This is a genomic window from Microbacterium sp. Root61 (assembly GCF_001427525.1).
In the GTDB taxonomy this organism is placed as follows: Bacteria; Actinomycetota; Actinomycetes; order Actinomycetales; family Microbacteriaceae; genus Microbacterium.
In genome coordinates, this window is sequence record NZ_LMGU01000001.1 from 2,331,375 (window position 1) to 2,357,569 (window position 26,195).

Below are 26,195 nucleotides of genomic sequence, written 5' to 3' on the forward strand. Positions count from 1 at the left end.
CTCTAACCCTTCAGACCGGAGAATGCGACGCCTTCGATGACGCGACGCTGCATGAGGATGAAGAACACGAAGATCGGGAGCATCGCCATGAGCGAGGCCGCGAGCATAGAGGGATATTCGGACCCGTGCTCGCCCGTGAACGATGCAAGGCCCACTGACAAGGGCATCTGGCCCTGCGAGTTGATCACGACGAGCGGCCACAACAGGGCGGACCACGTCGCGATCACCGTGAGGATGGCCAGCGCACTGAGTCCTGGCTTGGCCAGAGGGAGCATAATCCGCCAGAAGATCTGGAACGGGTTGGCGCCGTCCAGGCGGGCCGCCTCCTCGAGCTCATCGGGGAGGCCCAGAAAGACCTGCCGCATCAAGAAGATGCCGAACGCGTTCACGATGCCCGGCACCACGACACCGGTGAGAGTGTCGACCCAGCCGAAGGCCTGGACGGTCTGATACTGCGGGATGAGCAGAAGGGTCCCCGGCACCATCAGCATCGACAGAACCAGTCCGAAGAGGAACCCGCGACCCCGGAACCGCATTCGCGCGAACGCGTAGCCCCCGAGCGCCGAGAGCAGCACGGTCGCGATCGTGTTGGCCACTGTGATGATGACGCTGTTGAGCAGCTGACGCCCGAACGGTATCCGATCGAAGACGCCGAGGTAGTTGTCGAACGACCACGATGTCGGCCAGAGCGTCGGCGGCACCGACGTGATCTGAGTGTTCGTCATGAACGTGGCGAGCAGCTGGTAGACGAACGGAAAGACCATCACCAGCCCGCCGACGGCGAGGATGAGGTGGACGAGCGGCCTGCGCCACGCAAATGCCGGGCGCCCGACTTTCGACTGCTCAGGCATAGTGCACCCACTTCCGCTGCAGTCGGAATTGCACGGCGGTCAGCAGCGCGATCAACAGGATGATGACGACCCCGATCGCGGCGGCGTAACCCTTCTCGTTGCGGATGAAGCCCTCCGAGTAGAAGAAGTACACGAGCGTCTTGGCCTGCATGGCGTTCGGCCCGGTTCCCAGCATCACGAAGATCAGATCGAAGACCTGGATGCCGCCGATGAGCGTGAGCACCGAGATGAAGAACGTGGTGGGGGTGAGCAGCGGGAGAGTGATGGAGAAGAACTGACGGATCGGCCCCGCACCGTCGATCTGTGCCGCTTCGTACAGGTCGCGAGGGATCCCATTGAGGGCCGCGCCGAAGATGATGAGGTTGAGCCCGAGCGCGAGCCAGATGCCGACGATGCCGATGGCGACGATCGAGACGCCCGGAGTGGAAAGCCAGTACGGTCCGTCGATGCCGACCACCGCGAGCGCTTGGTTGATGAGCCCGAAATCGCCGCTGTACAGCATCCTCCACACGATGGCCACGGCGACGGGCATCGTGATCACGGGGAGGAAGAACAGTGCCTGGTAGAGACGGCGGAAGGCAAGGCCCGGGGTGTTGATGAGCGTCGCGAGCGCGATGGCGATCGGAACGTTGAGGAACACGATGAGCGTGTAGAGCGCCGTGTTGCCGAGCGCATCGAGCAGGTCAGGGCGCGTGAAGAGACGGACGTAGTTGTCCAGGCCGGTCCACTCCGCGTCGCCCAGGAATCCCCAGGTGGTGAAGCTGTAGTAGACGGTGCGCGCGAGCGGCCAGAGGTAGAAGATGCACAGCGGCACCAGCAGCGGGAGGAGGAACAGCCATGGCCAGATACCGTCGTTGCGTACGCCCTTGCGCTTGCGGCGCGGGCGCTGACGGCCTGGACGCGGCGCCCCCGGCGCGACCGCAAGAGCGGTCGCACCGGGGGTTGCAGTCTGGATCGACATGCGTCAGCGGTTCTCCTCGGCAAGGACCGCATCCATGGCCTTGGCGAGTTCGCGCGCGGCATCCGCGACCGGCTTCTGACCTGTCCAGGCCGGGGTCAGGTACTCGACCTCGAGCTGGTTCCACGCTGCGGTGTTCAGCGACACCGGGTACGGAGCCGCCTCGGCCGACTGATCGATGAAGATCTGCAGGTCCCACTCCGGGAACGATTCGGTGAAGGTCGACGCTGCGGACAGCCGGGCCGGGATGCCCAGGCCGGCCTTGCCGAATGCTTCGGACGCCTCCTGCGATGTCAGGAACGACTGGAAGGCCTGTGCCTCGGCGAGGTGATCCGATCCGGCCGAAACCGCGTACGCACCGCCCTGGATCGTCGTGACGAGGTCGGAGGAGCCGTGTGGGAGGGGCGCGACCTCGATCGTGTCCGCGATCTCGGACTCACTCAGCGTGGTGGCGTTCCAGCCGCCCGACCACATCATGCCGAGCTTGCCCGACGTGAAGTACTGCGCGATCGGATTGTCGTTGACCTGCTCGACGCTGGGAGCGGCTCCCGACTGGATGAGATCCACCCACAGCTGCAGACCCTCGATGGTCGCGGGGTCGGCGTAGCCGGAAGTCTCACCGTCCTCCGAGATCACGTATCCCCCGGTCGCGAAGATCGTGTTGTAGTACGTCTCCTGACCCAGCGCCGGGCCGGAGGCGGCACCGAACACTCCGTCGCTGCCGAGCGCCGCGGTGATGGCGTTCGCCGTGGCCTCGAAGTCCTCCAGCGTCCACGATGCTTCGGGGTAGGCCACACCCGCCGCGTCGAAGATGGCCGTGTTGTACCAGACCGCCATGGTGTTGTAGCTCATCGGTGTGGCGAGGATCTTCTCTTCCAGCGTGTAGCTGTTGACGAGGGCCTCGGGGAACTCCGCGGGATCATAGTCCGACGACACCTCGGCGAGAACGCCGTTGGTCGCGTACTGCGCGAAATTCGGCTCGTTGAGCCAGAACAGGTCGGGAAGCGTGTCGCTGGAAGCCTGCGTCTGCAACTTGGTCCAGTACTGGTCCCACGGCACCGCGGTGACTTCGACCGTGACGTTCGGATTCTGTTCGGTGAACTTCGCGGCGAGCTCCTCGTGGAGCTTTACCGCGTTCGCATCCCAGATCATGTATTCCAGGGTGACATCGCTGTCGGCCGCCGGGCTGTCGCTGCTGCAGCCCGCCAGAACGATGAGGGAGGCTGCGGCGAGTGCGCCGATCGGCATCCACCTGTGGTTGTTTAGCACTGTGTACTCCTCGGGTTCGGAAGGGAACACATTGACGATAACTGATTGATAGGAGATATATCAATCATTCTCGATCATTCCTTATGATTAAGTCTGTTGCGAGGTGAACGCCAGGACGGCGCTGTGAGTGCTCGCACGGTAAGAGGTGGCAACGTGACACGCACGGACCGGCTGAGTTTGATTCTCGAGCTGCTCAGCGAACGAGGAAGTGTGAGCGTCGACGAACTGGTCGACGAACTGTCCGTCTCCCCTGCCACCGCGCGCCGAGACCTGGACACCCTGGCCGAGCAGCGCCTGATCAAGCGCACCCACGGTGGCGCACGCAGCCATTCGGAGTCGTTCGATCTCCCCCTGCGCTACAAATACGGACAGCACTCCGACGCCAAACGTCGGATCGCGTCCCTCGCGAGCACCCTCGTCTCGGAGGACTCGATCATCGGGCTGACGGGCGGAACCACACTCACATCGCTGGCCGAGGAACTCGCGTCGCGGGGCGAGTTCGACGGAGCCGCCGATGGCTCCACGCTCACCGTGGTGACGAACGCGATCAACATTGCGTCGCTCCTTGTTCTGCGACCACGCATCAAGGTCGTCGTCCCCGGAGGCGTGGTCCACTCGCGCTCGTTCGAGCTCACCGGACCGTTCGCAGAGCACACGCTCGCGCTGATGTCTCTGGACGTCGCCTTCGTCGGGGTGAACGCCGTCCACCATCAGCTCGGGGCCATGGTCCACGACGACGAGGAGGCGCGCGTGAACCGGCTGATGGTCGAGCGTTCGAAGCGATCGTTCATCGTGGCCGATTCGAGCAAGATCGGGCGGCGGGCATTCGTCCGCATCGGCGAGCTCTCCGCGTTCGACGGTCTCATCACGGACGCCGCCATCACCTCCGCACAGCGCGAGGAACTCGAGGCGGCAGGCCTCACGGTGCTGGTGGCAGAAGCGGCGTGACTCCGCCGGCGGGAATCGCCTCGACGAGGTCTGCCGCGAATATCCGTTGCAGTCGTGCCGCCTCCACCGCCACAGCGTCGCGGGCCGGCCGGACGTACCGACGCGGATCGACATCCGACTCGTGCGCGTCGAGCCACTGCCTGATGGCATCGGTGTAGATGCCGTTGAGGTGGGTCGAGACGTTGACCTTTCGGATCCCTGCGTGGATCGCTCGGACGATCTCATCGTCGGCGACCCCCGAAGAGCCGTGCAGCACGAGCGGGATCGGAGCAGCCTCTGCCAGACGCGCGATCAGGTCGATGTCCAGACGCGCATCCCGGCTCGTCATCGCGTGACTCGAACCCACGGCGACCGCGAGGAAGTCCACGCCCGTCTCACCGACGAACAGCGTCGCCTCGTCGGGATCGGTGCGCACTCCGGGCGCATGCGCGCCGTCCTTGCCGCCGATCTCCCCCAGCTCGGCCTCCACCGATGCCCCCGCTGCGTGGGCATGGGCGACGATCCGTCTGGTCGCGGCCATATTCTCGGCGAAGCCCAACAGCGATCCGTCGTACATCACGGACGAGAATCCCAGATCGATCGCGCGGGACGCGAGGCGCTCGTCTTCTGCGTGATCCAGGTGCACTGCGAGTTCGGCGGTCGCACCCTGCGCGAGATCGATCACCGCACGCGCGAGCGGGTCGAGCCCGCCGTGGAACCGCACGCAGTTCTCCGATATCTGGAGGATCATCGGCAACCCCGAATCGACCGCAGCCTGGACGAGGGCTTCCGCCGTCTCGAGCTGGATCACGTTGAAAGCCCCGACCGCGCTGCGGCTGCGCACGGCTTCGTCGATGAGTGTGCGGGTGGCGACCAAGGTCATGCGATGCTCCGGACGTGGTGAAGGGTGATATCAGCGAGGATCGGGGCGAGGTCGCCACTCAGCGAACCCGCCTCGGGTGCAGAGACGGATGATGTCGACCAGGCGATGGCGCGGACCACGAGCGTCTCCGGATCCGTGATCCCCTGGGCCAGGTGTCCGGCGAGCGACGCAACGGCGGCATCTCCGGCACCTGTCGGGTTGCCCCTGACAAGGGGCCCGCGACCGCGCACCACGGAGTCGCGCTCAGATCCGACGAAGAGCATGCCCTCCTCCCCCAGTGAGACCAGGACGGCCCGCGCACCGCGATCGATCAAGGTCTTCGCGGCGGTCACGGGGTCGTTTTGACCCGTGGCTTCCTGGAGTTCACGCCTGTTCGGCTTGAGCAGGGTGGCACGGCAGTCGGCGGCGACCAGCAGATCCGGACCGGACAGGTCCGCGATCGCCGGCACCCCGGCTCCGACGGCAAGCCGGAAGAGCGTTCGCAGACGGTCGGGCACGAATTCCGGCGGTGTGCTCCCTGCGACCACGAGACACCGAGCCGCGCCGATCGATGCATCGGCTTCGGCGAGCACACCCTCCCAGACAGCATCCGACATGGCTTGTCCGACCTCGTTGAACAAGGTGACCCGACGCGCACCGGGGTCTTCCACGATGGCGAGACTCCGGCGCGTACGAACTCCGGGAGCCGGCACCAGCGCGTGCGGGACGCCCACCAGGTCGCGCGAGAAGAAGGCGAGATCGTCCTGCCCGACCGCGGTGATCGCGCGGGTGTCCTCGTGCATCTGCGAAAGCACGCGGGAGACGTTCAGGCCCTTGCCACCAGCGCGGCGCGTCGATGGCCTGACGCGGTTGGACTCTCCCCACGCCGCGTCCTCCACGCGGATCGTCACGTCGACGGCGGCGTTCGGGGTGACCGTGAGGATCATGCCGCTCAGCCCGCGGCCGTCACGAGGTCGCGCGAACCCGGAGCGATGGCGTCCCTGGTGCTGAGCGCGGCACCGACGGCGCCGGCATCCGCCCCAAAGCGGGCCCGCACGAGACGCGGAACGGGCACGATACCCACCCTCTCCGCGAGCCGAGCCGTGAGTGGTTCGAGAAGGCGGTCCCCCGCCTGCGAGAGCCCACCGCCGATCACGATCACTTCGGGCGCGGCGACGGCCGTCACCGCGGCGAGCCCGGAGGCGAGGGCATCCAGAGCCTCACTCCACACCCCGTTCGCGACCGGGTCGCCCTGAAGCGCCAGCCGGATGACGTCCCGAGCGCCCGCGATCGGTTCCGCCCCGCCCAGGCGCGCGTACCGGCTCTCGATCGCCGCCGCAGACGCGATCGCTTCGAGACACCCGACGCCGCCGCACGAACACGGGACGTCTTCAGTGGACACGCGCATGTGCCCGATCTCGCCGGCGTAGCCGCGACCCCGCAGGGGACGGCCGTCCGACCAGATCGCCGCGGAAACGCCCGTGCCGATAACGACGGTGATGACGTTCGCGAAGCCCGCCCCTGCACCGATTCGCGCTTCGGCAGCGCCGGCGGCCCGCACATCGTGGACGAGCGACACCCGCGCGTCGATGCGATCCTCGAGCAGGCGGCGGAGCGGGGCATCGCGCCACCCGAGGTTCTCGGAGTGGAGACCGATCCCGGCATCCTCGTCCACCAGTCCCGGAACCGCCGCTCCGAGGGCGGACACCTCGAGATGAGGATGATCGCGACGAGTCTGGTCGAAGAGCAACGCCACTGCGTCCACGACGAGAGCCGCTGGATTCGCGCCACGGGGTGTGGGCACGCGCGTTGCCGCCCCGACTGAACCATCCGCCGCGACGAGTGAGTATTTGATCGTGGTGCCGCCGACGTCCACAGCAAGCGCGGCAGGCCCCGGACCGACGTGCGCAATGAACTCGTCCACAGTCCTCTCCTCGACCCCTCCGTCGTGAAAGCTCGTCACGCCAGGATGACTGATCGGGTCAGCGACCGCGGCTCGTCGGGGTTCAGCCCACGCGCCTCCGCCTCGGCGACGGCGAACCGCTGCGCGACGATCAGCCCAGCGAGGGGATCCAGGTCGTGACGCACCAACCGCGCACCCGTCGTCGACACGTCCGCCTCGAGCCCGACGGGGAGCGCGCCGAATGCCCACACGAGCCGACCGGACTGTGCAATAGAGATCGGACCATGGCGGTAGTCCATCGCGGGATACGCCTCGGTCCATAGCTGCGCTGCTTCTCTGGCCTTGAGCGCGGCTTCCGAGGCGATCCCCACAGACCAGCCCGTTCCGAGGAATGTGACCTGTTCGGCACCGAGGAGGTCGTCGATCGGGATCTGAAGGGCGCGGGCGGCGTCCTCGATCACGAGGTCGACCTCTTCACCGAGCGAGCACCGCAGGGCGATGAGAGCGGACGTGGCGAAGCGTGTTTGGACGACCGACTTCTCGTCGGCGAAGTCGAGTTCGATGACGGATGTCGCGATGCGCGCTGCGGGAGATGCGGCGTCGCCGGTGATCACAACAGTGGGTACGTCGCCAGCGGCCGAGAGCAGTTCGATGACTTCGCTCGTGGTCCCCGACCGGGTGATCGCGACGATGACGTCGTAGTCCCGTCCCGCGGGGAACTCGGACGCGGCAAAGGCGTCGGTCACTCCGTGGCCGACGCCTTCTCGGAGCACGGCGTAGGACTGTCCGATGAACCAGCTCGTCCCACATCCGACGACCGCGACCTTCTGCCCGCGCGACGGGAGCAGCGGATTGAAAGACGGGGCGCTCTCGGAAACCCGAGTCCACGTCTCGGGTTGCGAGTCGATTTCAGCCTGGACGAATCGGTGTACGGTCACTACAGCCCTGCCTTTGCATCGATTGGAAGTGATCTAATCTAAGCATTCCAATCACTTTCAATCAACAAGGACATGTCATCACCACTACCGTCATCCATTCCGCCACCATCGTGGACCCCGAGGGCGTCGTCCCTGATTCGTGGATCGTGATGGCCGGGAACCGGATTCGCGCGCGGGGTACAGGCCCGTCGTGGCGCGCGCACGTCTCGTCCCCGGCTGACGTGGTCGACGCCTGCGGCGCTTACCTGACGGCCGGATTCATCGACCTCCACTGCCACGGCGGAGGGGGTTCATCCGTGACAGGCGACCTCGATACCGTCATCGAGACGCACAGCCGCCACGGGACGACCCGCTTGATCGCTTCCCTCGTGTCGGCCCCCATCCCCGTGCTGTGCGATCAACTGGCCGCGATCGCCCGGCGTGCGGCATCGGATCCGCGTGTTCTGGGCTCGCATCTCGAAGGGCCATTCCTCGCGAACGGCTATTGCGGGGCGCACGACCCGTCTGCCCTCGTAGATGCGACCGACCGCGATGTGCTCGCACTTCTGGAAGCAGCGGCGGGCACGCTGCTCCAGGTGACACTCGCGCCAGAACGGCCCGGGGCGCGCGCAGCGTTGGATGCGATGCGCGCAGCGGGCGTCACGGTCGCCGTCGGGCACACCGCGTCGAACTTCAACGAGGCGCAGCAGGCGTTCGAGGCTGGCGCGTCGATACTGACCCACGCTTTCAACGGCATGCCGGTGATGCACCACCGGGACCCCGGCCCCCTCCTCGCGGCCATCGGCTCCCCCACCTGCGTCATCGAGGTCATCAGCGACGGCGTCCATGTCCATGCCGAGATGGTGTCCTTCCTTTTTCGTAGCGCACCAGGGCGGGTGGCGATCATCACGGACGCCATGGCCGCGGCCGGAGCGGGCGATGGCACGTATGAGCTGGGAGCACTGCTGGTCGAAGTCCGGGACGGCATCGCACGACTTGCCACGGGCGGTTCGATCGCAGGGTCAACGCTGACGATGGACGCTGCCTTGCGGCATACGGTCCATCTCTGTGGCGTGCCGCTGCCCGCAGCAATCGCGTCGATGACCTCGATTCCCGCTCGCGCGATCGATCGGCAGGATCTAGGCCGACTCTCTCCCGGCCATCTGGCGGATGCCGTGCTATTGACGCGCGACCTCATTGTCTCGGCGGTATGGGCAAATGGCGAGAGAGTGCGGATGCTCCCCGAGATGGGAGTCGGCGACGCCAAGTGAGACTCGGAGTCCGCAGTCGACGCGTCACGGGTGGGTCTCGCCACCCCACCCCGCGTAGAGGGCCGATTTCCACGAGCTACGGCGAGTCCAATTCGTCCATCGGACTCTCCGGAGAGTCAACTACAGCGGGGCGCATACTCACCGTAAGTATTTGCGAACCTCGACAACAAACACCTCGCCAGCCGACCACAAACCGCGCAATTCCGCGGTTTCCTCCCCGCTGCATTGCCAGGCTTCGGCGCCGAACGGTGTCCGAAATCCGCCAACTGCACGTCTCGCGGGAAACGATCTTTCTCATTTCTTTCCCACGAGCACGTTTGGGCAAGAAAAAACCCCTGATCAACAGGGGTTTTTCTGGCGGTGACGGTGGGATTTGAACCCACGGTAGGGGGTTACCCTACACGACTTTTCGAGAGTCGCACCTTCGGCCGCTCGGACACGTCACCGCCGACGAGTTTACGTCACAGCGGGGCCCGCCGCGAATCGAGAATCTCGAGGGGCGGTCGCGGCATCCGTCACTCGAGCGTCATGGCCCCCGAAACGAGGTCGACGACGCGCTCTGGTTCGTCGATGCCGACGGAGTACACGTACGTCGCGGTGAACCCCGCGGCGGCGAGTTCACGCACAGTCGAAGCAACGGAGGAAGGCGTCGATTCGGGCGTCACCTTGATCATCGCGGTCTTCTCGATGTCGGCGTAGTCGCGGCCGACGGCGTCGCAGTGGCCACGCAGCACGTCGAGCTTGTGCGCGGGGATCCCGTCGCGGATACCGAGGTTGCAGGCATCCGCGTACTGCGCCACTAGCCGCAGCGTCTTCTTCTCACCGCCTCCACCGATCATCAGGTACGGATGCGGCCGCGTGATGCTCTGCGGGGAGTTCAGGGTCCGTTCGAGCTGCCAGATCGCGCCTTCGTAGGGCTCTTCCGAGTCCGACCACATCTGCAGGCAGATCTGGATCGTCTCCTCGAGCTGCCGGAACCGCTCTGCGACGGGAGGGAACTCGAAGCCGAGCCCGGTCGTCTCCTGGTCGTTCCAGGCGGCGCCGATGCCGAGGCCGAACCGTCCGCCGGAGAGCACGTCCAACGTCGTCACCTGCTTGGCCAGCAACGCCGGGTGCCGGTAGATCACCCCGGTCACCAGCGTGTGCAGCAGGGCGGTCTCGGTGTTCGCGACGATGAACCCGAGCGTCGAGTAGGCCTCGAGCATCGGCTCGTCCTCGGGTCCGATGCCGGGCAGCTGCCAGAAGTGGTCCATCACCGTCATCCGCTGGATGCCGGCGGCCTCTGCATTGCGGACGTGCCGGGCGAGGGCGGGGCCGAGCTGGTGGGGGCCGGTCTTCCACGTGAAGTCCGCGATGTGCAATCCGTATTCCATACGACACCTTCGTCTCTGTGGCCGCACCGGATGCCGCACCCGGCCGCACTTTTCAGGCTATGTCCTCCCGGCCCCGCCGGGGCGACCGCGACACATCCTCCAGCGCCACAGCCTCCTGTCGATGCTCACTGGCAAGGCCGCCGGTTGCTGAGCGCTTGCCGTATTTGATTGCCTCAGGCAATTAATCCGCCTACGCTGGATGTCATGACGACGCGAGAGACCGATGAGGCCATCGTCCTGTCTGGACTGACCCGCTTGATGGCGCAGTGGTCCTCGCTCGCACTCCAGGCGCGATATGTCCACGACGTCGGCGTCGCGATCGATCCCGTCGATGTGCGGCCGCTCTACGCACTCGGACTCGGGGGCCGCATGCGTGCCGGCGACCTCGCATCCGATCTCCACGTGAGTCGGCCCACGATGAGCAAGCAGCTCACGCGATTGGCCGCCGCGGGACTGATCACGCGGTCCGCCGACCCGCACGATGGCCGCGCCACCATCGTCGCCCTCTCCGCCTCCGGTACCCGGGCCTTCGACGCACTCGTGGCCCGCGGCCTCGAGATGGTCGACCGCGTGATGGCGGACTGGAAGCCTGAGGAGCGGCATCAGCTGGCCGGACTGGTGCATCGGTTCGTCGCGACCGCGAGCACCGTCGTCACGCAGGACGCCGAGAACCCCACGTCCGACGGCGACCCCGTCGGCAGCAACCCCGACATTCCCGAGACCCGGGATCGTCCATGAATGGAGGAAGAGCCATGGCTCGTACTTATGTCGTCACCGGATCCGCATCCGGCATCGGCGCCACCACCGCAGCGATTCTCCGCAAACGCGGCGAGCGCGTGATCGGCATCGACCTGAACAATGCCGACATCGAGGCCGACCTGTCGACCCCGGAAGGGCGTGCCGACGCGGCTTCCCGCACGATCGAGCTCGCCGGAACAATCGACGCAGTGATCGCATGCGCCGGCATCTCCGCCCCGATCCCCAAGACCATCTCGGTCAACTACTTCGGTGTGACCGAGTTGCTGACCGCCCTGCTTCCGGCTCTGGCCGGATCCGACGCGCCACGCGTCGCGGTGGTCTCCTCGATGGCGTCCTTGCAACCCAACTCGGCCGAGATGGTCGAGGCGGCCCTCGCCGGAGACGAACCGAAGGCTCTCGCCATCGCGGCCGACCTCGCGGCCGAAGGCCCGGCATCCGGCTACCTGGTCTACCCGTCGTCCAAGCGCGCGCTGGCACGCTGGGTGCGGCGCGAGTCGATCACGCCCACATGGGCAGGTGCCGGTATCCCACTGAACGCCGTCGCCCCTGGCACCGTGCTCACGCCGATGACCGCCGGCCTGCTGGGCACTGCGGAGGGCGCGGCCATGGTCGACGCCAATGTTCCGATGCCCCTGAACTACCACCAGCCGCCGGAGTCGATCGCGCACGTGCTGATCTGGCTGACCAGCGAGGAGAACACCCACCTCGCCGGTCAGGTCATCTACGACGACGGCGGCGCGGACGCGACGCTGCGCGGCGACGACATCTGGTCGTGGGCGGACGCCCGCTGACCTCGTGACAGAAGAGAAGAGCGGATGCCGCGGCTCAGGGCCGCGGCATCCGCTCTTCTTGTCATGTCACCAGGCGCGGGCGGCCTCGGCGTGGGTGCGCAGGATGCCTTCGGTCGTGCCCTCAGGCGCGCGGCCGATACCGCACTCGGTGCCCACGCCGAACGCGGGGACGAACTTCGACGCCGAGGCGGACCGGCGTGCGGCGCCCTCGGCTCCGTCTTCGCGGTGCACGAGTCCGAGGTACAGCTCGGTCTTCTCCGGCAGGGCGAGTTCGGCGAGCGGTGCGTAGTACGCCTCGTCGTCGCGCTCGATCGGCACGGGGAGGTGCAGCCACGTGATGGGGCGCGGAGCCGCCGCGAACAGCGCGTTCGCGAACCGGACCAGGTTGGCGGTGTCGGTCGGCTCGATGAAGTGCTGCTCGTTGGCGTCGCCGTAGCAGAGGTGGAATCCGACCTCGACGTCGGCGGGAACCTGGGCGGCCTGGTCGAGCGCACGCTCGATGATCCCGGCCCAGACGTCTTCCCACCACGCGCCGAACTGCGAGCCGAACTCGGACTCGTAGGCGGCGGCCTCGATGATGCCGAACTCGACCGCGACGTCCCACTGGATCGCGAGGTCCTCGTGCGGGATCGCGTCGAGGATCTCGGCGAGCTCGGCGTACAGTGCGGCACGGTAGACCGGCTCGATCGCGGCGCGGTCATCGCCCTGGAAGAACACCGACACGACCGCGACCGGGGTCGGCAGCGACACCTGGAAGCGCACACCGGCCGGAATGGCGCCCTCCGCGCGCAGGCGCGTGAACAGCGCGTACGACTCCTTGGCCGCAGCGGCGTAGCCGAGCGGGGGGAGGACGATGGATGCGGCGTCCACACCATCCGCGATGCGCGATCCGCGGGCGTCGAGGTGACGGATGTAGACGGGCTCGTCGCCGACGCGCTCCAGCCCGTCGGCCTGACCGAGGATGTCGGCCTGGAAGATGAGCCAGTGGAAGCGGTCGCCGACCTCACCGTCGGGGATGCGCTTGAGGTGCCCGCCGAGCAGGTCGGCGGCGGTGCGGAACGTGGTCTCGGCGTCGTCGTAGTTCACACTGCCGACGAGAAGTGCGCCCTGGGGCTGAGTCATGTCGTGTCGCTTTCGCGTCAGGGAGGAAGCCTCGACTTCCCCACATCATCAGGAAGTCGCAGTCCGTGCCCGACGCCGAGAAAGGCGAGTCGGGCGCGAGGCTTCGCGTCAGCCTGCGATGTATCCATGATCCCACCGCACCGACAGCGGCGACAACCCACGGGACACCGGCTGTAACAGTCGCCCCTCGGCCCCGACGTCACCGGGCGGGACTAGGTTGGCGGGGTGAGCCTCATCTTCACCGGGCAGCAGCGACTCGTCGTCGCGATCGCGGCACTCGCCTCGTTCGTCGCGTTCCTCGACGGAACGGTCGTCAACGTCGCCCTTCCGGCGATCAGTCGCGAACTCGGCGGCGGCCTCGTCACCCAGCAGTGGGTCGTCGACGCATACCTGATCACCCTCGGCGCGCTCATCCTGCTGGCCGGGTCCGTGAGCGACGCGTACGGGCGCATCCTTGTCATGCGCATCGGCCTGATCGGCTTCGGCATCGCCTCGATCGCGATCGCCGCGGCTCCGTCGCCGCTGTTCCTCATCATCGCGCGGGCGGTGCAGGGCGCGGCCGGCGCATTCCTCGTGCCGAGCTCGCTCGCGCTGATCACCTCGACGATCCGCGGGCCACTGCAGGGCAAGGCGATCGGGGCATGGACGGCACTGACCACCAGCGCCATGGTCGCGGGTCCCCTCATCGGCGGTCTGTTCGTCGACTTCCTTTCGTGGCGCTACGTGTTCCTCATCAACGTCGTGCCGATCGGCATCACGCTGTGGCTGCTCACGCGGCTCGAGGCCCGTGACGTGCGCCGCCCGGGCACCCGCATCGACTGGCTGGGCGGCGTGATGTGCACGTTCGGCCTCGGAGCAATGGTCTACGCACTCATCGAGCAGCCGAAGCTCGGCTGGACGGCCCCGGAGATCTGGATCCCGCTGGTGGTCGGCATCCTGCTGTTCGGAGGCTTCCTCTGGCGCCAGCAGCACACGCCGTCGCCGATCCTGCCGCTGGGACTGTTCAAGATCCGCAACTTCTGGACCGGCAACGTCGCGACCTTCTTCATCTACGGCGCGCTCGCCTTGAACGGCTTCGTCGTGGCCGTGTACCTGCAGCAGGGCGCCGGACTGCCCGCGACCCTCGCGGGGCTGGCCAGCCTGCCGGTGACGATCCTGATGATCCTGCTCAGCTCGCGCATGGGCGCCCTCGCCGGCAAGTGGGGGCCGCGGCTGTTCATGACGGTCGGACCGCTGATCATGGCGGTCGGCGCGCTGCTGCTGCTCAGCGTCGGGGAGGACTTCAACTATTGGTGGCAGGTGCTTCCCAGCATGTTCGTCTTCGGTTTCGGGCTCGCCACCACGGTGTCGCCGCTCACCGCCGGCATCCTCGGCGCCGTCGACACCAGCCGCTCGGGCATCGCGTCCGCGGTCAACAACGCCGTCTCGCGCGTCGCCGGACTTCTGGTGATCGCCATGCTCGCGGCGATCGTCGGCGGCGCGCTCGACCTCGCCGGCTTCCACCGGGCCGCGATCGTCACCGCCGGGATGATGGCGATCGGCGGCCTGGTCTCGTACCTCGGAATCAGGAACGGGATGCCGCAGCCCGACCCCGAGCCCTCCGTGGAGCAGCGTCCGGCCTGAGCTTTCCGCCACGGCTGGTCGGGGCATCCCGCCCCTGTCAGACTGGGCGCATGAGCGTGATCGAGAACTCGAAACTCACTGTCGTCGGCGCCGGAAGCGTGGGGGCCAGCACCGCATACGCCGCGCTGATCCGCGGCTCGGCCCGGCACGTCGCGTTGTACGACATCGCGACGGCGAAGGTCGAGGCGGAGGTGCTCGACCTCTCACACGGCACGCAGTTCACCGGCACGAGTGACATCATCGGCGGCAGCGACCTGTCAGTGGTCGAGGGCTCGCACGTCGTGGTGATCACGGCAGGCGCCAAGCAGAACCCCGGTCAGACGCGCATCGAGCTGGCCGGCGTGAACGCCGGGATCATGAAGAAGATGATGCCGCAGCTGCTGGAGGCCGCCCCCGACGCCATCTACGTCATCGTCACGAACCCCTGCGATGTACTGACGGTGCTCGCTCAGGAGTCGACGGGCCTGCCCCCGGAGCGGATCTTCGCCTCCGGCACCGTGCTGGACACGTCGCGGCTGCGATGGAAGCTCGCCCAGCGCGCAGGAGTGTCGACCTCGAGCGTGCACGCCTACATCGTCGGCGAGCACGGCGACACCGAGTTCCCGCTGTGGTCCAAGGCGACCATCGGCACGGTCCCGATCCTCGAGTGGGAGACCGAGGGACACCCCCGCATGACCGCGGACGAGCTGGACACCATCGCGGTGGACGTGCGGGATGCCGCGTACAAGGTGATCCAGGGCAAGGGTGCGACCAACTACGCCATCGGGCTCTCCAGCGCGCGCATCGTCGAGGCCATCCTCGGCGACGAGCACGCGGTGATGCCGGTGAGCACGGTGCTGCACGACTATCACGGCCTCGACGGGGTCGCACTGTCGGTGCCGTCGGTGGTCAGCGCTTCGGGCGCGGTGCCGATCCGCAACACGCCGTACTCGCCGAACGAGCTGGGGCTGCTGCGGAGGTCCGCCGACGCCCTGCGGACGGTCGCCGACTCGCTGCGCTGAACGGCGGACGCGCCGGCGCCGGGCGCGTCGGCGATTATTCACGGCGACGGCGTCGATCCCGGTGCCGTCGCGGGGCTACCGTGGACGGAGTCGACCCCGCGTGTGCGGTCGGCGATTCGGAGGTGCGCGCATGGGCGGCTACATCACGTCTCACGCTCTGCAGGAGCGGGGCTTCGTCGTCCTCGACCCGTACGATCAGCCCGCCGATCCGGCCGAGTGGCTGGAGCTCGAGTACACAGCGTGGCGATCCTCCGGCGTGACGCGCTTCGCGCCGCTCGCGAGCTTCGCCGGGGAGGTCGAGTGCAACGGATTCTGGAACCACACGCCGCCGCGCACCGACAAGGACGGCGTGTGGATCCCCTCGCAGGTCGAGAAGGCGCCGCACCTCACGCGTCGCGCGCAGGAGCCGGGCGCGAACGTCGGCCGCTGCCGGGTGATCGAGCTGCAGCCCAACGAGTACGCCGACGCGGTCTACAACCTGCATCACGACGACAACAACCGACTCAACCACGAGGGCACCGGCTGGGTCGTGCGCGGCTTCTTCAACCTCACCGAGGACGCCGATTCGGTGCTGATCCTGCGTGACGACCGCTTCGACGCGACCACCGAGATGCGCATCCCCCTCGCCGCCGGCAGCCAGGTCATCGTCGACACGGAGCGCTTCTGGCACGCCGTGTGGCACCGCGGCCCGGCGCCGCGCTACAGCCTCATCACCTCATGGGAGTCGGGCCCGGAACTCGACGCCTATATCGCGCAGCACCACGGGCACACCGACATCGACTGCGCCCCGGTGGATCCGAAGGTCATCCACGCCGCGCAGCACGAACTGCACCGCCGCATCGAGGAGCGCCGGAAGGCGATGGAGTCCCTCGGCACGATCATCGAAGGCCCGGCCTGAGTCCGGAGCCCCTCGCCTCCGGTGACACGAGGTCGCACCCGCCCTAACCTGGCACCCATGAAGTTCGTACTCGAAGTGGACATGGATGCAGAGTCGATCGCGGCGGCTCCCGCAGAGGAGCTCGGGCGCATCCTCCGGTACTGGGGCGGCAGCCTGAAGCAGCTGGAGCTCGCGCCGGGAGCGACGCAGGACCTGTACGACTCGACCTACGCCAAGGTCGGGAACTGGCGCATCGAGAGCTGAGGCTACTCCAGCGCGCGGGCGAGGTTCGCGAGCGAGGACGCCATGCCCATCACGTGGTCTTCCGCGGAGATGCCCTCCGGCACGCCCGTGGCGCGCACCATGACCTGCGTGCCGCCGCCGCGGGGCTCGAACCTCCACGTCATCGTCATCGTCCCGGCCATGCGCGGGTCGTCGGAGACGAACTCGGCCTGCTGCACGAGCCGATGCGGCGGATCGATCTCCACGAACGCGACCTCGGTCAGGTCGGAGTCCTCGCCGGACTTGCCCCCACCCTCGGGCGCCTTGTCGTAGATCAGCCGCATCCGGAATCCGCCGCCCGGTGACGCGTCGAACCGCTCGAGCTGCCCGGTCATCCCCTCCGGGGGCAGCCAGGACGTCAGCACCACCGGATCGGTGAACGCGCGGAAGACCCTGTCCGGCGGCGCGGCGATCACGCGGGAGGCGACATCGGCTCGCATGCGACCACGGTACTCCGCGGTGCCCGGCGCGTCACGGGTGCGGCCGGTCCCGGCGATGTCGTGCGTCGCGGCTACCCTGAATCCATGGCCACCCGACGCGCGAGCACTGCAGCGCCGTACCGGTGCACCGAGTGCGGGTGGACGACGCTCAAGTGGGTCGGCCGCTGCGGCGAATGCCAGCAGTGGGGCACGGTGATCGAGGGGGCCGAGCAGACCGGACTGGTGCGCTCCGTCACCGCCGTCTCGCCCGGTGCAGCGCGTGCCGCGCGACCCATCACCTCGATCGATACGCGTGACGCGCCCCGCCGCACCACGGGCGTCGGCGAGTTCGACCGCGTCCTCGGCGGGGGTATCGTGCCCGGTGCCGCGATCCTGTTGTCGGGCGAGCCGGGCGTCGGCAAGTCGACGCTCCTGCTCGAGGTCGCCGCCGCCAGCGCCCGTGCGGGCAAGCGGGTGCTGTACGCCAGCGCCGAAGAGTCCACGGCTCAGGTGCGACTGCGCGCCGAGCGCACCGGCGCCCTGCACGACGAGCTGTACCTCGCCGCCGAAACCGACCTCGCGACCATCCTCGGCCACATCGACGAGGTGCAGCCCGAGCTGCTGATCGTCGACTCGGTGCAGACCGTCTCGTCTTCGCTGTCCGAGGGCATGGCCGGGCACCCCAGCCAGGTGCGCGAAGTGGCATCCACCCTCATCCGGGTCGCGAAAGATCGCAGCCTGCCTGTCATCATCGTCGGCCACGTCACCAAAGACGGCTCCATCGCCGGGCCCCGCATCCTCGAGCACCTCGTCGATGTCGTGTGCCAGTTCGAGGGTGACCGGCAGACGTCGCTGCGCTTCGTGCGCGCACTCAAGAACCGCTTCGGACCGACTGACGAAGTCGGATGCTTCGACATGACCGGCGCCGGCATCGCCGAGGTGCCCGACCCGAGCCAGCTGTTCCTGGGTCACGGTCAGCCCGAGCCCGGCACCTGCGTCGCGATCGCCCTCGAGGGGCGGCGCGCCATGCCGGTGGAGGTGCAGGCGCTGACCATCGCGACCAAGGCGCCGAACCCCCGACGCATCGTGAACGGCGTCGATTCGGCCCGGGTCGCGATGGTGCTGGCCGTGCTGGAGAAGCGGGCGAAGATCGTCACGTCCGACCACGACGTGTACGTGTCCACCGTCGGCGGCGTGCGCTTCACCGAACCGGCCGCCGACCTCGCGATCGCCATCGCGGTGGCGGGATCGGTGCGCAACTGGTCAGTGCCCAAGGGCCTGGCCGCGATCGGCGAGCTGAGCCTCGCCGGCGAGATCCGGCCGGTCACGCAGAGCGCCCAGCGACGCAGCGAAGCCGCACGACTGGGCTACACCGACCTCATCGACGACCGGTCCAAGAGCCTGCGCGGCGCCATCGACGATGTGCGCGTGCGGGCGAAGGGACGACCGGGCGAGGACGTCCCGGAGTTCTAGCCGCCGGCGCTCACGCGTCGAGCGCGGCGATGACGTCGGCCGGGGTGGCCTGCATCGGATGCGGGCCGGCGATGTCGAAGAAGACCGTGGTGATCTCGGCCTCGTGCGCGCTGAGGAAGGCGCGCAGCCACGACGGCGGCTGCAGCCCGACCGCGGGCGGCAGAGTGGCCGGCTTGTGCGTGGCGTCGCTGAACAGCAGCAGCGCGATCTGTCCGTTCTCCGGGTCGCGGTAGGTCCAGACCTCGCCGGTGTCGAGCGGGCTGTCGCGGTTCGCGGGACGCATCAGCGGAACGACGGTCGGGCCGTGCCGGAGGGCGAACGCGACCGCCGCCATGTCCTGCGTCTGCAGTGCGTCGCTCAGCGCGGTGTTGCGGAACTCGAGGGGCTGCTTGCCCTTGCCCTTGCCCTTGCCGCGCTTCTTCCCGGATGCCATGACTCCAGGGTAGCCAGTGAGCCGCCGCATCCCGATTCGACGGTCTACGCGAGGAATCCGCGCAGCAGTGCCTCGGACCCGGCCAGATGCGCCAGCAACGCGGACTCCGCGGCATCCGCGCGCCCGGTGAGGATCGCGGTGATGATCTGCTCGTGCTGCGCGTTGGAGTGCTCGATGTTGCGCGGCAGCAGTGGGAAGGTGTCGAGCCAGGAGTTGACGCGGGCCCGGTTGTCGGCGGCGAGCGCCACGAGCGACGGGATGCCCGCGGCCTCCGCGATCGCGAGATGCAGGAGGGTGTCGAGCCGTCGGTACTCGGGTTCCTTCGCGGCGCGGGCGTCTTCGTACCGGGTCCACAGCGCCTCGCGCTCCTCGGCCGAGAACGAGCGCCCTGCGGCGGCCCGTGCGGCTCCGGCTTCGAGCACGCGCCGCAGCCCCAGGACATCGTCGAGTTCGGCCTCGGAGACGAAGCCCGGGTCGGCCGGACGGGGAAGAGGATCTGCGACGAACGTGCCGCCGTACCGTCCGCGTCGGCGGATCAGGAAGCCGGTATCGGCCAGCTCCCGGATCGCCTCGCGCACGGTGTCACGGCTGACGGCATACCGCCCGGCCAGCTCGCGCTCCGGTGGCAGCGACTCCCCCGGGGCGACGACGCCGAGGCGGATGGTCTGCACCAGCCGTGCGACGGTGTCCTCGAGCGCGTTCCCCTCGCGCACCGGGCGGTAGACGGCCCGGTGCACCTCGGTCAGCGGGGTGTCAGTCATCGCGCACCCGTGCCGTACTCCGCAGGGCCGGTCGCGACGCGGGCTCGGAGAAGCCCGAGCCGGCGTGGCGACGACGAATCTGCGGAGTTCGGCACGTACCCATCCTCACAGTTTCATTTCACAGCGGGGTGACATAGGCGTTGGTGATGCCGCCGTCCACGACGAACGCGTTCGCGGTGATGAAGGAGGCATCGTCCGACGCGAGGAAGGCGACGGCCGCGGCAAGCTCCTCCGGCTCGGCGAAGCGTCCCATCGGCACGTGCACGAGCCGACGCTGCGCACGCTCCGGGTCCTTCGCGAACAGCTCCTGCAGCAGCGGGGTGTTCACCGGCCCCGGGCAGAGGGCGTTGACCCGGATCCCCTGCCGGGCGAACTGCACGCCGAGCTCACGGGTCATCGCGAGCACGCCACCCTTGGACGCGGTGTAGCTGATCTGCGACGTCGCCGACCCGAGCAGCGCGACGAACGATGCGGTGTTGATGATCGATCCGCGCCCCTGGGGCACCATGTGACGCAGCGCCGCGCGCGAGCAGAGGTACACGCTCTTCAGGTTGACGTCCTGCACACGGTCCCACGCGGGCAGCTCGGTGGTCTCGATCGAGTCGTCGTCGGCGGGCGAGATGCCGGCGTTGTTGAACGCGATGTCGAGGCGCCCGAACTCGGCGAACACCCCGTCGAAGAGCGCGTCGACCTTCGCCTCGTCGGCGACATCCACCCCGCGGAACACTCCCCCGACCTCGGATGCCGCGGCCTCCCCCGTCGTGGGATCCATGTCGGCGATCACGACGAAGGCCCCCTCCGCCGCGAACCGGCGTGCGGTCGCCAGGCCGATGCCGGAGGCTCCGCCGGTGATGATCGCAACCCGATCCTTCAGGCGCTGGGTGAGGTCGATCGTCATTGTGGTGCTCCTAGCTGTTGCGTGTTCGAGGGATCTGCGGCGCCGGTCACGAGGCATCCGTCGCGAAGAAGACGTTCTTGGTCTCGGTGAAGTGCTCGGCGGCATCGGGGCCGAGTTCGCGGCCGAGGCCCGAGGCCTTCATGCCACCGAACGGGGTCCAGTACCGCACCGAGGAGTGCGAGTTGACCGACAGCACGCCGCTCTTCACGCCACGCGCCACGCGCACGGCGCGGCCGAGGTTCTCGGTCCACAGGGATCCGGCGAGGCCGTAGATGGTGTCGTTGGCGAGACGGATGGCGTCGGCCTCATCGTCGAACGGCAGCACCGCCACGACCGGGCCGAACACCTCGTCCTGGGCGATGCGGTCGCGCGGCGAGTCGGGCAGCACGACGGTCGGCGGGAACCAGAACCCAGGGCCGTCCGGCGCCCCGCCGCGGAAGGCGACGCGCGCGGCCCCGTCGAGGAACGACGACACGCTGTCGCGATGGGCGGCGGAGATGAGCGGTCCCATCTCCGTCAGCTCGAGCCGCGGATCGCCGACGCGCCACGCCTGCACGGCCGGCTCGAACAGTTCGAGGAACCGGTCGAACACCGAGCGCTGCACCAGGATGCGGCTGCGCGCGCAGCAGTCCTGTCCGGCGTTGTCGAACACCGCGCCGGGTGCGCTGGCCGCAGCCTTCTCGAGGTCGCCGTCGGCGAAGACGATGTTGGCGCTCTTGCCGCCGAGCTCAAGCGTCACCGGTTTGAGCGCCTGCGCGCAGCCGGCCGCGACGGAGACGCCGACCTCGGTGGACCCGGTGAAGACGACCTTCCGCACGTCGGGGTGCGAGACGAACCGCTCGCCGACCACCGACCCCGAGCCCGTGACGACCTGGAACAGCCCGTCGGGCAGGCCCGCCTCGCGTGCCAGCGCGCCGAGGCGCACCGCCGTGAGCGAGGTGAGCTCGGCGGGCTTGAGCACGACGGCGTTGCCTGCGGCGAGGGCCGGAGCGAACCCCCACGACGCGATCGTCATAGGGAAGTTCCACGGCACGATGATCCCGACCACTCCGTACGGCTCGTGGAAAGTCACATCCATCCCGCCGGCGACGGGGATCTGCTGCCCCGACAGCCGCTCGGGCGAGCCGGCGTAGAAGTTCAGCACCTGGGCGACGTGCGACGCCTCCCAGCGTGCGGACGAGATCGGATGCCCCGAGTTCAGCACCTCGAGCTGCGCGAGCTCCTCGACATGGGTTTCGACCGCGCGCGCGAACGCACGAAGGGCGTCGGCGCGGGCTCCCGGCGCCTGCGCGGCCCAGCCCCGCTGCGCCGACACGGCCCGAGCGATCGCCTCGTCGATCTCGGCGATGCTCGCCCGCGAGACCTCGCGGATCGGCTCCGCCGTCGCCGGGTTGATCAGCGTGAACGTTCCGGTCATGCGGTTACTCCTAGGTCGGTGCGTTTCGAGGACCGGTAGGCGGATGCCGCATCCACCAGCCCGGCGAAGAGCCGGCGATCCTCGCGGTTCTCCTCGGGGTGCCATTGCACCGCGACGAGGTACCCGCCATCGGTCGCCTCGAACGCCTGCACGAGACCGTCGGTCTGGGCGGTCGCGACCAGACCGGTGCCGAGGCGGTCGATGCCCTGATGGTGGTAGCTGTGCACGTCGAGCCCTTCGCCGACCAACTGCGCGAGCGTCGACCCCGGCGAGACCGAAACGAAGTTGATCGCGAACACTCCGCCGCCGACACGGAACCGCTCGGTGCCGAGAGCCTCGGGCAGGTGCTGGTGCAGTGTGCCGCCGTGCGCGACGTTGACCAGCTGCAGGCCCCGACAGATCGCGAACACCGGCATCCCGCGCGTCCGTGCTCCGCGGTAGAGGGCCAGCTCCCACGCATCGCGGTCGGCGCGCGCCGGGTCGGTGAGCGGATGCCGGCGTGCACCGTAGAGCTCGGGTTGCACATCGAGTCCCCCGGTGAGGATGAGGCCGTCCATGCCGTCCAGCACGGCGGCGGCCGCGGCATCCGGAGCCGGCTGAGGCGGAAGCAGCACCGCTGCCCCGCCGGATGCCGTCACCGCGTCGAAGTACTGCTCGGGGAGGAAGGAGGCGCGGACGTCCCACACCCCCTGCTTCGCCTGTTCGAGGTACGTCGACAGACCGATGACGGGGTGCGTCCGAGTGTCGTCAGAGTCGTTCGAAACCACGAACCCGCTCCCAGTCGGTCACGGCCGCATCGTAGGCCTCGACCTCGATGCGCGCCTGGTTGAGGTAGTGCTCCACGACGTCGTCGCCGAAGGCCGCGCGGGCGATCGAGGACTCCTCGAACAGCCGTGCCGCCTCGCGCAGCGTGGTGGGCAGATGATCGATGCCGGCGGAGTAGGCGTTGCCGGTCAGCGGCTCAGGCAGCGCCAGCTCGTTCTCGACGCCGTACAGCCCGCCCGCGATGATCGCCGAGATCGCCAGGTACGGGTTGACGTCGCCGCCCGGCACGCGGTTCTCGACGCGCAGCGACTGCCCGTGCCCGACGATGCGCAGCGCACACGTGCGGTTGTCGATGCCCCACGCGACGCCGGTGGGGGCGAAGCTGCCCTTCACGAAGCGCTTGTACGAGTTGATGTTCGGGGCATACAGCAGCGTGAACTCGCGCAGCGTGGCGAGGATGCCCGCGATCCAATGCCCCATCAGCGGGCTGAACCCGTGCGCGCCGTCGCCGGCCATCACGGGCCCGCCGTCGTCATCCCGCACCGACAGGTGGATGTGGCAGCTGTTGCCCTCGCGCTCGTTGAACTTCGCCATGAAGCTCAGGGATTTGCCGTGCCGATCCGCGATCTCCTTCGCGCCGTTCTTGTAGATGGAGTGCTGATCGGCCGTCTCGAGCACCTCGGCGTAGCGGAACGCGATCTCCTGCTGACCGAGGTTGCACTCCCCCTTCACGCCTTCGCAGTACATTCCGGCGCCGTCCATGCCCACGCGGATGTCGCGCAGCAGTGGTTCCATGCGCGTGGAGGCGAGCAGGTTGTAGTCGACGTTGTAGTCCGTCGCCGGCGTCAGGTCGCGATACCCCTTCGCCCAGGCCTCGCGGAACGAGTCGTCGAAGACGATGAACTCGAGCTCCGTGCCGGAGAACGCGACCAGTCCGCGGTCGGCGAGGCGCTCCCGCTGGCGCTTCAGGATGTCACGGGGCGACTGCGTGACTCGGGCCCCGTCGGTCCAGCCGAGGTCGGCCATCACCAGCGCCGTGCCCGGCTGCCACGGGATGCGGCGCAGGGTGTCCGTGTCGGGCAGCAGCATCATGTCGCCGTAGCCGGTCTCCCAGCTCGACATCGGGTAGCCGTCGACGGTGTTCATGTCGACGTCGACCGAGAGCAGGTAATTGCAGGCCTCGGCACCGTGGCCGAGCACCTCTTCGCGGAAGAACCGGGCCGAGACGCGCTTGCCGACCAGCCGTCCCTGCGCATCGGCGAACGCGACGATCACCGTGTCGATCGCGCCCGCGGCGATCTCTTCCTCGAGCTCGGCGACACTCAGATTTCCCGGCATCCGTCATCCCTCCCTGCGCACGTCGGTGTGCCACTGATCCGCGACCACCTCTGTCGACTGTAACGAGAAACTTACATCCAAAGGTAGACAGGCCCTACCAATAGGGAACACAATCATGCGCAAGGCGCCGGAGCGTGCGCCCCCGCGACCCCCTACGGAGGACGGATGTCTCAATCCAGGAGCGATGCCCGGAAGGTCGCGGGCGCGACCTATACACCGGCAGGTCAGGGCTATTTCGAGAAACGCACCCTGAAACGCTCGGCGGGAGTGTGGGGCCTGTGGGGTCTCGCCGTCGCGGCGGTGATCTCGGGCGACTTCTCCGGCTGGAACTTCGGCATCGACTTCGCCGGCTTCGGCGGGATGCTGATCGCCTTCGTCATCCTCGTCGCCATGTACTACGGCATGATCTTCTCCATCGGCGAGATGGCGGCCGCGATGCCGCACACCGGCGGCGCATACTCCTTCGCCCGCTCGGCCATGGGGCCGTGGGGCGGTCTGATCACCGGCGCCGCCGAGACCATCGAGTACGTCGCCACCACGGCCGTCATCGTCTACTTCTCCGCGTCGTATGCCGATGCGATCACGAGCGACCTGCTCGGCATCACCATGCCCGCGTGGGTGTGGTGGATCATCCTCTACGTCGTGTTCATCGCACTGAACTCCGCCGGTGCCGCGATCTCGTTCACGTTCGCGATCGTCGTCTCGATCATCTCGATCGGCATCATCCTGGTGTTCTCCCTGATGGCGATCTTCTCCGGGGCGTTCTCCTGGGCCGCGCTGTGGGACATCGTCCCGGATCCGGGCCAGACCGCGTTCCTGCCGCACGGCGTACTGCCGATCCTGTTCGCCCTGCCGTTCGCGATGTGGTTCTTCCTCGGCATCGAGGAGCTGCCCCTCGCCGCAGAGGAGTCGCACAATCCGGTGCGCGACATCCCCCGCGCCGGATTCTGGGCACGCGGCACACTGATCGTCACCGGCCTGCTGGTGCTGTTCCTGAACACCGGCGTCATCGGAGCGGAGGCGACCGGCGTGGCCGGCGAGCCGCTGCTGGACGGCTTCCGGGCGATCGTCGGCGACGAGCTCGCCGCGGTGCTCGCCCTCTTCGCCCTCGTCGGCCTGCTCGCTTCGCTGCAGGGGATCATGTTCGCCTACGGGCGCAACATGTACTCGCTGTCCCGGGCCGGGTACTACCCGCAGTTCCTCTCCCTGACCGGCAAGCGCCAGACCCCGTGGGTCGCGCTGGTCGTCGGTGCGGTGATCGGCTTCGTCGCCCTCGTCGTGCTCGATGTCCTCGCCGCCGTCGACGAGAAGGGTGCGGGTGCCGTCGCCGGCGCCATCGTCCTGAACATCGCGGTGTGGGGCGCCGTGCTGGCCTACCTGCTGCAGATGATCTCGTTCATCATCCTGCGCAAGAAGATGCCGAACGCCGCACGCCCGTACGTCAGCCCGTGGGGCATCCCCGGCGCGGTCATCGCCGCCGCGATCGCCGCGCTGATCTTCGTCGGCTTCCTGCTGAACCCGACGTTCGGGCCGGCGATCATCGCGATCGGCATCGTGTACGTCATCATCCTGATCGGCTTCGCGGTGTTCTTCCGCCACCGCCTGGTGCTCTCTCCGGAGGAGGAGTACGCCCTCTCAGACGGCTCGCACGGCGATCCGCAGTCCGAGGGCTACGACGCCATGGAGAAGGAGGTGTTCGGGGACAAACCCTGAGCCCGGGGGGAAGACGGGGCCGAAGCGTACCGGGGGGTTCGCTTCGGCCCCGTTTCGCGCGCGTGCCCCCCGGTACGCGCACAGGGCCCTCTCGAGACACCCGCTGCGCGGCGGCCGACTCGAGAGGGCCCAAGGCTCACCGAACGATTCGATCCGATTCTCTTGGGGGAAAAATCGGCATGACGCCACTGG

26 protein-coding genes and 1 tRNA gene are annotated in these 26,195 nt (G+C 68.1%); 10 read left to right on the forward strand and 17 right to left on the reverse strand.

What is annotated here, in order from left to right; translation table 11 throughout:
- Positions 1-2: 2 nt before the first annotated feature.
- The 3 genes from ASD65_RS11210 to ASD65_RS11220 are packed head-to-tail and all read right to left on the reverse strand — an operon-like array spanning position 3 to position 3,078.
- Positions 3-851 carry a carbohydrate ABC transporter permease gene (locus ASD65_RS11210; RefSeq protein ID WP_082561713.1) on the reverse strand — a complete coding sequence of 283 codons (849 nt, stop codon included), beginning with the start codon at positions 849-851 and terminating at the stop codon, positions 3-5.
- A complete protein-coding gene (locus ASD65_RS11215; RefSeq protein WP_082561714.1) occupies positions 844-1,812 on the reverse strand; it encodes a carbohydrate ABC transporter permease in 969 nt (322 codons plus the stop codon). Before ASD65_RS11215 ends, ASD65_RS11210 begins: the two co-directional genes overlap by 8 nt.
- Before the next feature lie 3 nt (positions 1,813-1,815).
- Positions 1,816-3,078, reverse strand: coding sequence for an ABC transporter substrate-binding protein (locus tag ASD65_RS11220; RefSeq protein WP_156378851.1), 1,263 nt, complete (start codon positions 3,076-3,078; stop codon positions 1,816-1,818).
- Positions 3,079-3,231: 153 nt separating this feature from the next.
- Between ASD65_RS11220 and ASD65_RS11225 the strand changes: the two genes are divergently transcribed.
- Positions 3,232-4,026, forward strand: coding sequence for a DeoR/GlpR family DNA-binding transcription regulator (locus ASD65_RS11225; RefSeq protein ID WP_056222540.1), 795 nt, complete (start codon positions 3,232-3,234; stop codon positions 4,024-4,026).
- Here ASD65_RS11225 and ASD65_RS11230 read toward each other — a convergent pair.
- Genes ASD65_RS11230 through ASD65_RS11245 form a run of 4 tightly spaced genes read right to left on the reverse strand, consistent with a single transcriptional unit; the run spans position 3,998 to position 7,708 of the window.
- The gene (locus tag ASD65_RS11230; RefSeq protein WP_056222543.1) at positions 3,998-4,888 is read right to left on the reverse strand and encodes a class II fructose-bisphosphate aldolase; all 891 of its coding nucleotides are present in this window, start codon (positions 4,886-4,888) and stop codon (positions 3,998-4,000) included. The genes ASD65_RS11225 and ASD65_RS11230 overlap by 29 nt on opposite strands.
- Entirely contained in the window at positions 4,885-5,814 is a 930-nt protein-coding gene (locus tag ASD65_RS11235; protein WP_056222545.1) for a 1-phosphofructokinase family hexose kinase, read from the reverse strand. Before ASD65_RS11235 ends, ASD65_RS11230 begins: the two co-directional genes overlap by 4 nt.
- A 5-nt stretch (positions 5,815-5,819) precedes the next feature.
- Positions 5,820-6,791, reverse strand: coding sequence for an ROK family protein (locus tag ASD65_RS11240; RefSeq protein ID WP_056222548.1), 972 nt, complete (start codon positions 6,789-6,791; stop codon positions 5,820-5,822).
- A 35-nt stretch (positions 6,792-6,826) separates the two neighbouring features.
- Complete coding sequence (locus tag ASD65_RS11245) at positions 6,827-7,708, reverse strand: SIS domain-containing protein (protein ID WP_056222550.1); 882 nt, start codon at positions 7,706-7,708, stop codon at positions 6,827-6,829.
- A gap of 110 nt (positions 7,709-7,818) precedes the next feature.
- Between ASD65_RS11245 and ASD65_RS11250 the strand changes: the two genes are divergently transcribed.
- Positions 7,819-8,958, forward strand: coding sequence for an N-acetylglucosamine-6-phosphate deacetylase (locus tag ASD65_RS11250; RefSeq protein WP_327042227.1), 1,140 nt, complete (start codon positions 7,819-7,821; stop codon positions 8,956-8,958).
- 355 nt (positions 8,959-9,313) lie between these two features.
- On the opposite strand, the gene ASD65_RS11255 is transcribed toward ASD65_RS11250, so the two are convergent.
- Both ASD65_RS11255 and ASD65_RS11260 read right to left on the reverse strand, forming a co-directional pair.
- Positions 9,314-9,404 (reverse strand) — tRNA-Ser (locus tag ASD65_RS11255).
- Between the two features lie 69 nt (positions 9,405-9,473).
- A complete protein-coding gene (locus ASD65_RS11260; protein ID WP_056222556.1) occupies positions 9,474-10,331 on the reverse strand; it encodes an LLM class F420-dependent oxidoreductase in 858 nt (285 codons plus the stop codon).
- 204 nt (positions 10,332-10,535) lie between these two features.
- Between ASD65_RS11260 and ASD65_RS11265 the strand changes: the two genes are divergently transcribed.
- Together ASD65_RS11265 and ASD65_RS11270 are read left to right on the forward strand one after the other, a co-directional pair.
- On the forward strand, positions 10,536-11,069 hold the full coding sequence (locus tag ASD65_RS11265; RefSeq protein ID WP_056222558.1) for a MarR family winged helix-turn-helix transcriptional regulator: 534 nt from the start codon (positions 10,536-10,538) through the stop codon (positions 11,067-11,069).
- A gap of 14 nt (positions 11,070-11,083) precedes the next feature.
- Positions 11,084-11,881 (forward strand): SDR family oxidoreductase, encoded by a 798-nt coding sequence (locus ASD65_RS11270; RefSeq protein ID WP_056222561.1) that lies wholly within the window; start codon positions 11,084-11,086, stop codon positions 11,879-11,881.
- A 66-nt stretch (positions 11,882-11,947) separates the two neighbouring features.
- Here ASD65_RS11270 and ASD65_RS11275 read toward each other — a convergent pair whose 3' ends face one another.
- Positions 11,948-13,003: a hypothetical protein gene (locus tag ASD65_RS11275; protein WP_056222563.1), complete on the reverse strand. Its 1,056-nt coding sequence runs from the start codon at positions 13,001-13,003 to the stop codon at positions 11,948-11,950.
- A gap of 225 nt (positions 13,004-13,228) precedes the next feature.
- On the opposite strand from ASD65_RS11275, the gene ASD65_RS11280 reads away from it, so the two are divergent.
- The 4 genes from ASD65_RS11280 (at position 13,229) to ASD65_RS11295 (ending at position 16,768) form a co-directional block, all read left to right on the forward strand.
- A complete protein-coding gene (locus ASD65_RS11280; RefSeq protein WP_056222566.1) occupies positions 13,229-14,626 on the forward strand; it encodes an MFS transporter in 1,398 nt (465 codons plus the stop codon).
- 50 nt (positions 14,627-14,676) lie between these two features.
- Entirely contained in the window at positions 14,677-15,627 is a 951-nt protein-coding gene (locus ASD65_RS11285) for an L-lactate dehydrogenase (protein WP_056222569.1), read from the forward strand.
- Positions 15,628-15,757: 130 nt separating this feature from the next.
- Positions 15,758-16,525 (forward strand): hypothetical protein, encoded by a 768-nt coding sequence (locus tag ASD65_RS11290; protein WP_056222570.1) that lies wholly within the window; start codon positions 15,758-15,760, stop codon positions 16,523-16,525.
- 57 nt (positions 16,526-16,582) lie between these two features.
- Positions 16,583-16,768: a hypothetical protein gene (locus ASD65_RS11295; protein ID WP_056222573.1), complete on the forward strand. Its 186-nt coding sequence runs from the start codon at positions 16,583-16,585 to the stop codon at positions 16,766-16,768.
- Between the two features lie 2 nt (positions 16,769-16,770).
- Here ASD65_RS11295 and ASD65_RS11300 read toward each other — a convergent pair whose 3' ends face one another.
- A complete protein-coding gene (locus ASD65_RS11300) occupies positions 16,771-17,226 on the reverse strand; it encodes an SRPBCC family protein (protein ID WP_056222576.1) in 456 nt (151 codons plus the stop codon).
- Between the two features lie 84 nt (positions 17,227-17,310).
- On the opposite strand from ASD65_RS11300, the gene radA reads away from it, so the two are divergent.
- Complete coding sequence (gene radA, locus ASD65_RS11305) at positions 17,311-18,678, forward strand: DNA repair protein RadA (RefSeq protein ID WP_056222577.1); 1,368 nt, start codon at positions 17,311-17,313, stop codon at positions 18,676-18,678.
- A 10-nt stretch (positions 18,679-18,688) separates the two neighbouring features.
- Here the strand turns inward: radA and ASD65_RS11310 are convergent, their stop codons facing one another.
- The 6 genes from ASD65_RS11310 to ASD65_RS11335 form a co-directional block, all read right to left on the reverse strand.
- Positions 18,689-19,111 carry a hypothetical protein gene (locus ASD65_RS11310; protein ID WP_056222581.1) on the reverse strand — a complete coding sequence of 141 codons (423 nt, stop codon included), beginning with the start codon at positions 19,109-19,111 and terminating at the stop codon, positions 18,689-18,691.
- Positions 19,112-19,155: 44 nt separating this feature from the next.
- Positions 19,156-19,872, reverse strand: a complete 717-nt coding sequence (locus ASD65_RS11315; RefSeq protein ID WP_056222583.1) for a FadR/GntR family transcriptional regulator — start codon at positions 19,870-19,872, stop codon at positions 19,156-19,158.
- Between the two features lie 118 nt (positions 19,873-19,990).
- Positions 19,991-20,770 (reverse strand): 3-oxoacyl-ACP reductase, encoded by a 780-nt coding sequence (locus tag ASD65_RS11320; RefSeq protein ID WP_056222586.1) that lies wholly within the window; start codon positions 20,768-20,770, stop codon positions 19,991-19,993.
- 46 nt (positions 20,771-20,816) lie between these two features.
- Positions 20,817-22,187, reverse strand: a complete 1,371-nt coding sequence (locus tag ASD65_RS11325) for an aldehyde dehydrogenase family protein (protein WP_056222589.1) — start codon at positions 22,185-22,187, stop codon at positions 20,817-20,819.
- Positions 22,184-22,954 (reverse strand): gamma-glutamyl-gamma-aminobutyrate hydrolase family protein, encoded by a 771-nt coding sequence (locus tag ASD65_RS11330; RefSeq protein WP_056222592.1) that lies wholly within the window; start codon positions 22,952-22,954, stop codon positions 22,184-22,186. The genes ASD65_RS11325 and ASD65_RS11330 overlap by 4 nt, the downstream gene beginning before the upstream one ends.
- A complete protein-coding gene (locus ASD65_RS11335; RefSeq protein ID WP_056222595.1) occupies positions 22,935-24,290 on the reverse strand; it encodes a glutamine synthetase family protein in 1,356 nt (451 codons plus the stop codon). Before ASD65_RS11335 ends, ASD65_RS11330 begins: the two co-directional genes overlap by 20 nt.
- 165 nt (positions 24,291-24,455) lie before the next feature.
- Between ASD65_RS11335 and ASD65_RS11340 the strand changes: the two genes are divergently transcribed.
- On the forward strand, positions 24,456-26,003 hold the full coding sequence (locus ASD65_RS11340) for an amino acid permease (RefSeq protein WP_056222598.1): 1,548 nt from the start codon (positions 24,456-24,458) through the stop codon (positions 26,001-26,003).
- Positions 26,004-26,195: the final 192 nt, after the last annotated feature.

What these genes read in the sequence shown, in the direction of transcription:
- ASD65_RS11210 (WP_082561713.1), bottom strand. Translation starts at nt 851, where the DNA reads ATGCCTGAGCAGTCGAAAGTCGGGCGCCCGGCATTTGCGTGGCGCAGG.
- ASD65_RS11215 (WP_082561714.1), bottom strand. Translation starts at nt 1,812, where the DNA reads ATGTCGATCCAGACTGCAACCCCCGGTGCGACCGCTCTTGCGGTCGCG.
- ASD65_RS11230 (WP_056222543.1), bottom strand. Translation starts at nt 4,888, where the DNA reads ATGACCTTGGTCGCCACCCGCACACTCATCGACGAAGCCGTGCGCAGC.
- ASD65_RS11235 (WP_056222545.1), bottom strand. Translation starts at nt 5,814, where the DNA reads ATGATCCTCACGGTCACCCCGAACGCCGCCGTCGACGTGACGATCCGC.
- ASD65_RS11260 (WP_056222556.1), bottom strand. Translation starts at nt 10,331, where the DNA reads ATGGAATACGGATTGCACATCGCGGACTTCACGTGGAAGACCGGCCCC.
- ASD65_RS11265 (WP_056222558.1), top strand. Translation starts at nt 10,536, where the DNA reads ATGACGACGCGAGAGACCGATGAGGCCATCGTCCTGTCTGGACTGACC.
- ASD65_RS11270 (WP_056222561.1), top strand. Translation starts at nt 11,084, where the DNA reads ATGGCTCGTACTTATGTCGTCACCGGATCCGCATCCGGCATCGGCGCC.
- ASD65_RS11275 (WP_056222563.1), bottom strand. Translation starts at nt 13,003, where the DNA reads ATGACTCAGCCCCAGGGCGCACTTCTCGTCGGCAGTGTGAACTACGAC.
- ASD65_RS11285 (WP_056222569.1), top strand. Translation starts at nt 14,677, where the DNA reads ATGAGCGTGATCGAGAACTCGAAACTCACTGTCGTCGGCGCCGGAAGC.
- ASD65_RS11290 (WP_056222570.1), top strand. Translation starts at nt 15,758, where the DNA reads ATGGGCGGCTACATCACGTCTCACGCTCTGCAGGAGCGGGGCTTCGTC.
- ASD65_RS11295 (WP_056222573.1), top strand. Translation starts at nt 16,583, where the DNA reads ATGAAGTTCGTACTCGAAGTGGACATGGATGCAGAGTCGATCGCGGCG.
- ASD65_RS11300 (WP_056222576.1), bottom strand. Translation starts at nt 17,226, where the DNA reads ATGCGAGCCGATGTCGCCTCCCGCGTGATCGCCGCGCCGCCGGACAGG.
- radA (WP_056222577.1), top strand. Translation starts at nt 17,311, where the DNA reads ATGGCCACCCGACGCGCGAGCACTGCAGCGCCGTACCGGTGCACCGAG.
- ASD65_RS11310 (WP_056222581.1), bottom strand. Translation starts at nt 19,111, where the DNA reads ATGGCATCCGGGAAGAAGCGCGGCAAGGGCAAGGGCAAGGGCAAGCAG.
- ASD65_RS11315 (WP_056222583.1), bottom strand. Translation starts at nt 19,872, where the DNA reads ATGACTGACACCCCGCTGACCGAGGTGCACCGGGCCGTCTACCGCCCG.
- ASD65_RS11320 (WP_056222586.1), bottom strand. Translation starts at nt 20,770, where the DNA reads ATGACGATCGACCTCACCCAGCGCCTGAAGGATCGGGTTGCGATCATC.
- ASD65_RS11325 (WP_056222589.1), bottom strand. Translation starts at nt 22,187, where the DNA reads ATGACCGGAACGTTCACGCTGATCAACCCGGCGACGGCGGAGCCGATC.
- ASD65_RS11335 (WP_056222595.1), bottom strand. Translation starts at nt 24,290, where the DNA reads ATGCCGGGAAATCTGAGTGTCGCCGAGCTCGAGGAAGAGATCGCCGCG.
- ASD65_RS11340 (WP_056222598.1), top strand. Translation starts at nt 24,456, where the DNA reads ATGTCTCAATCCAGGAGCGATGCCCGGAAGGTCGCGGGCGCGACCTAT.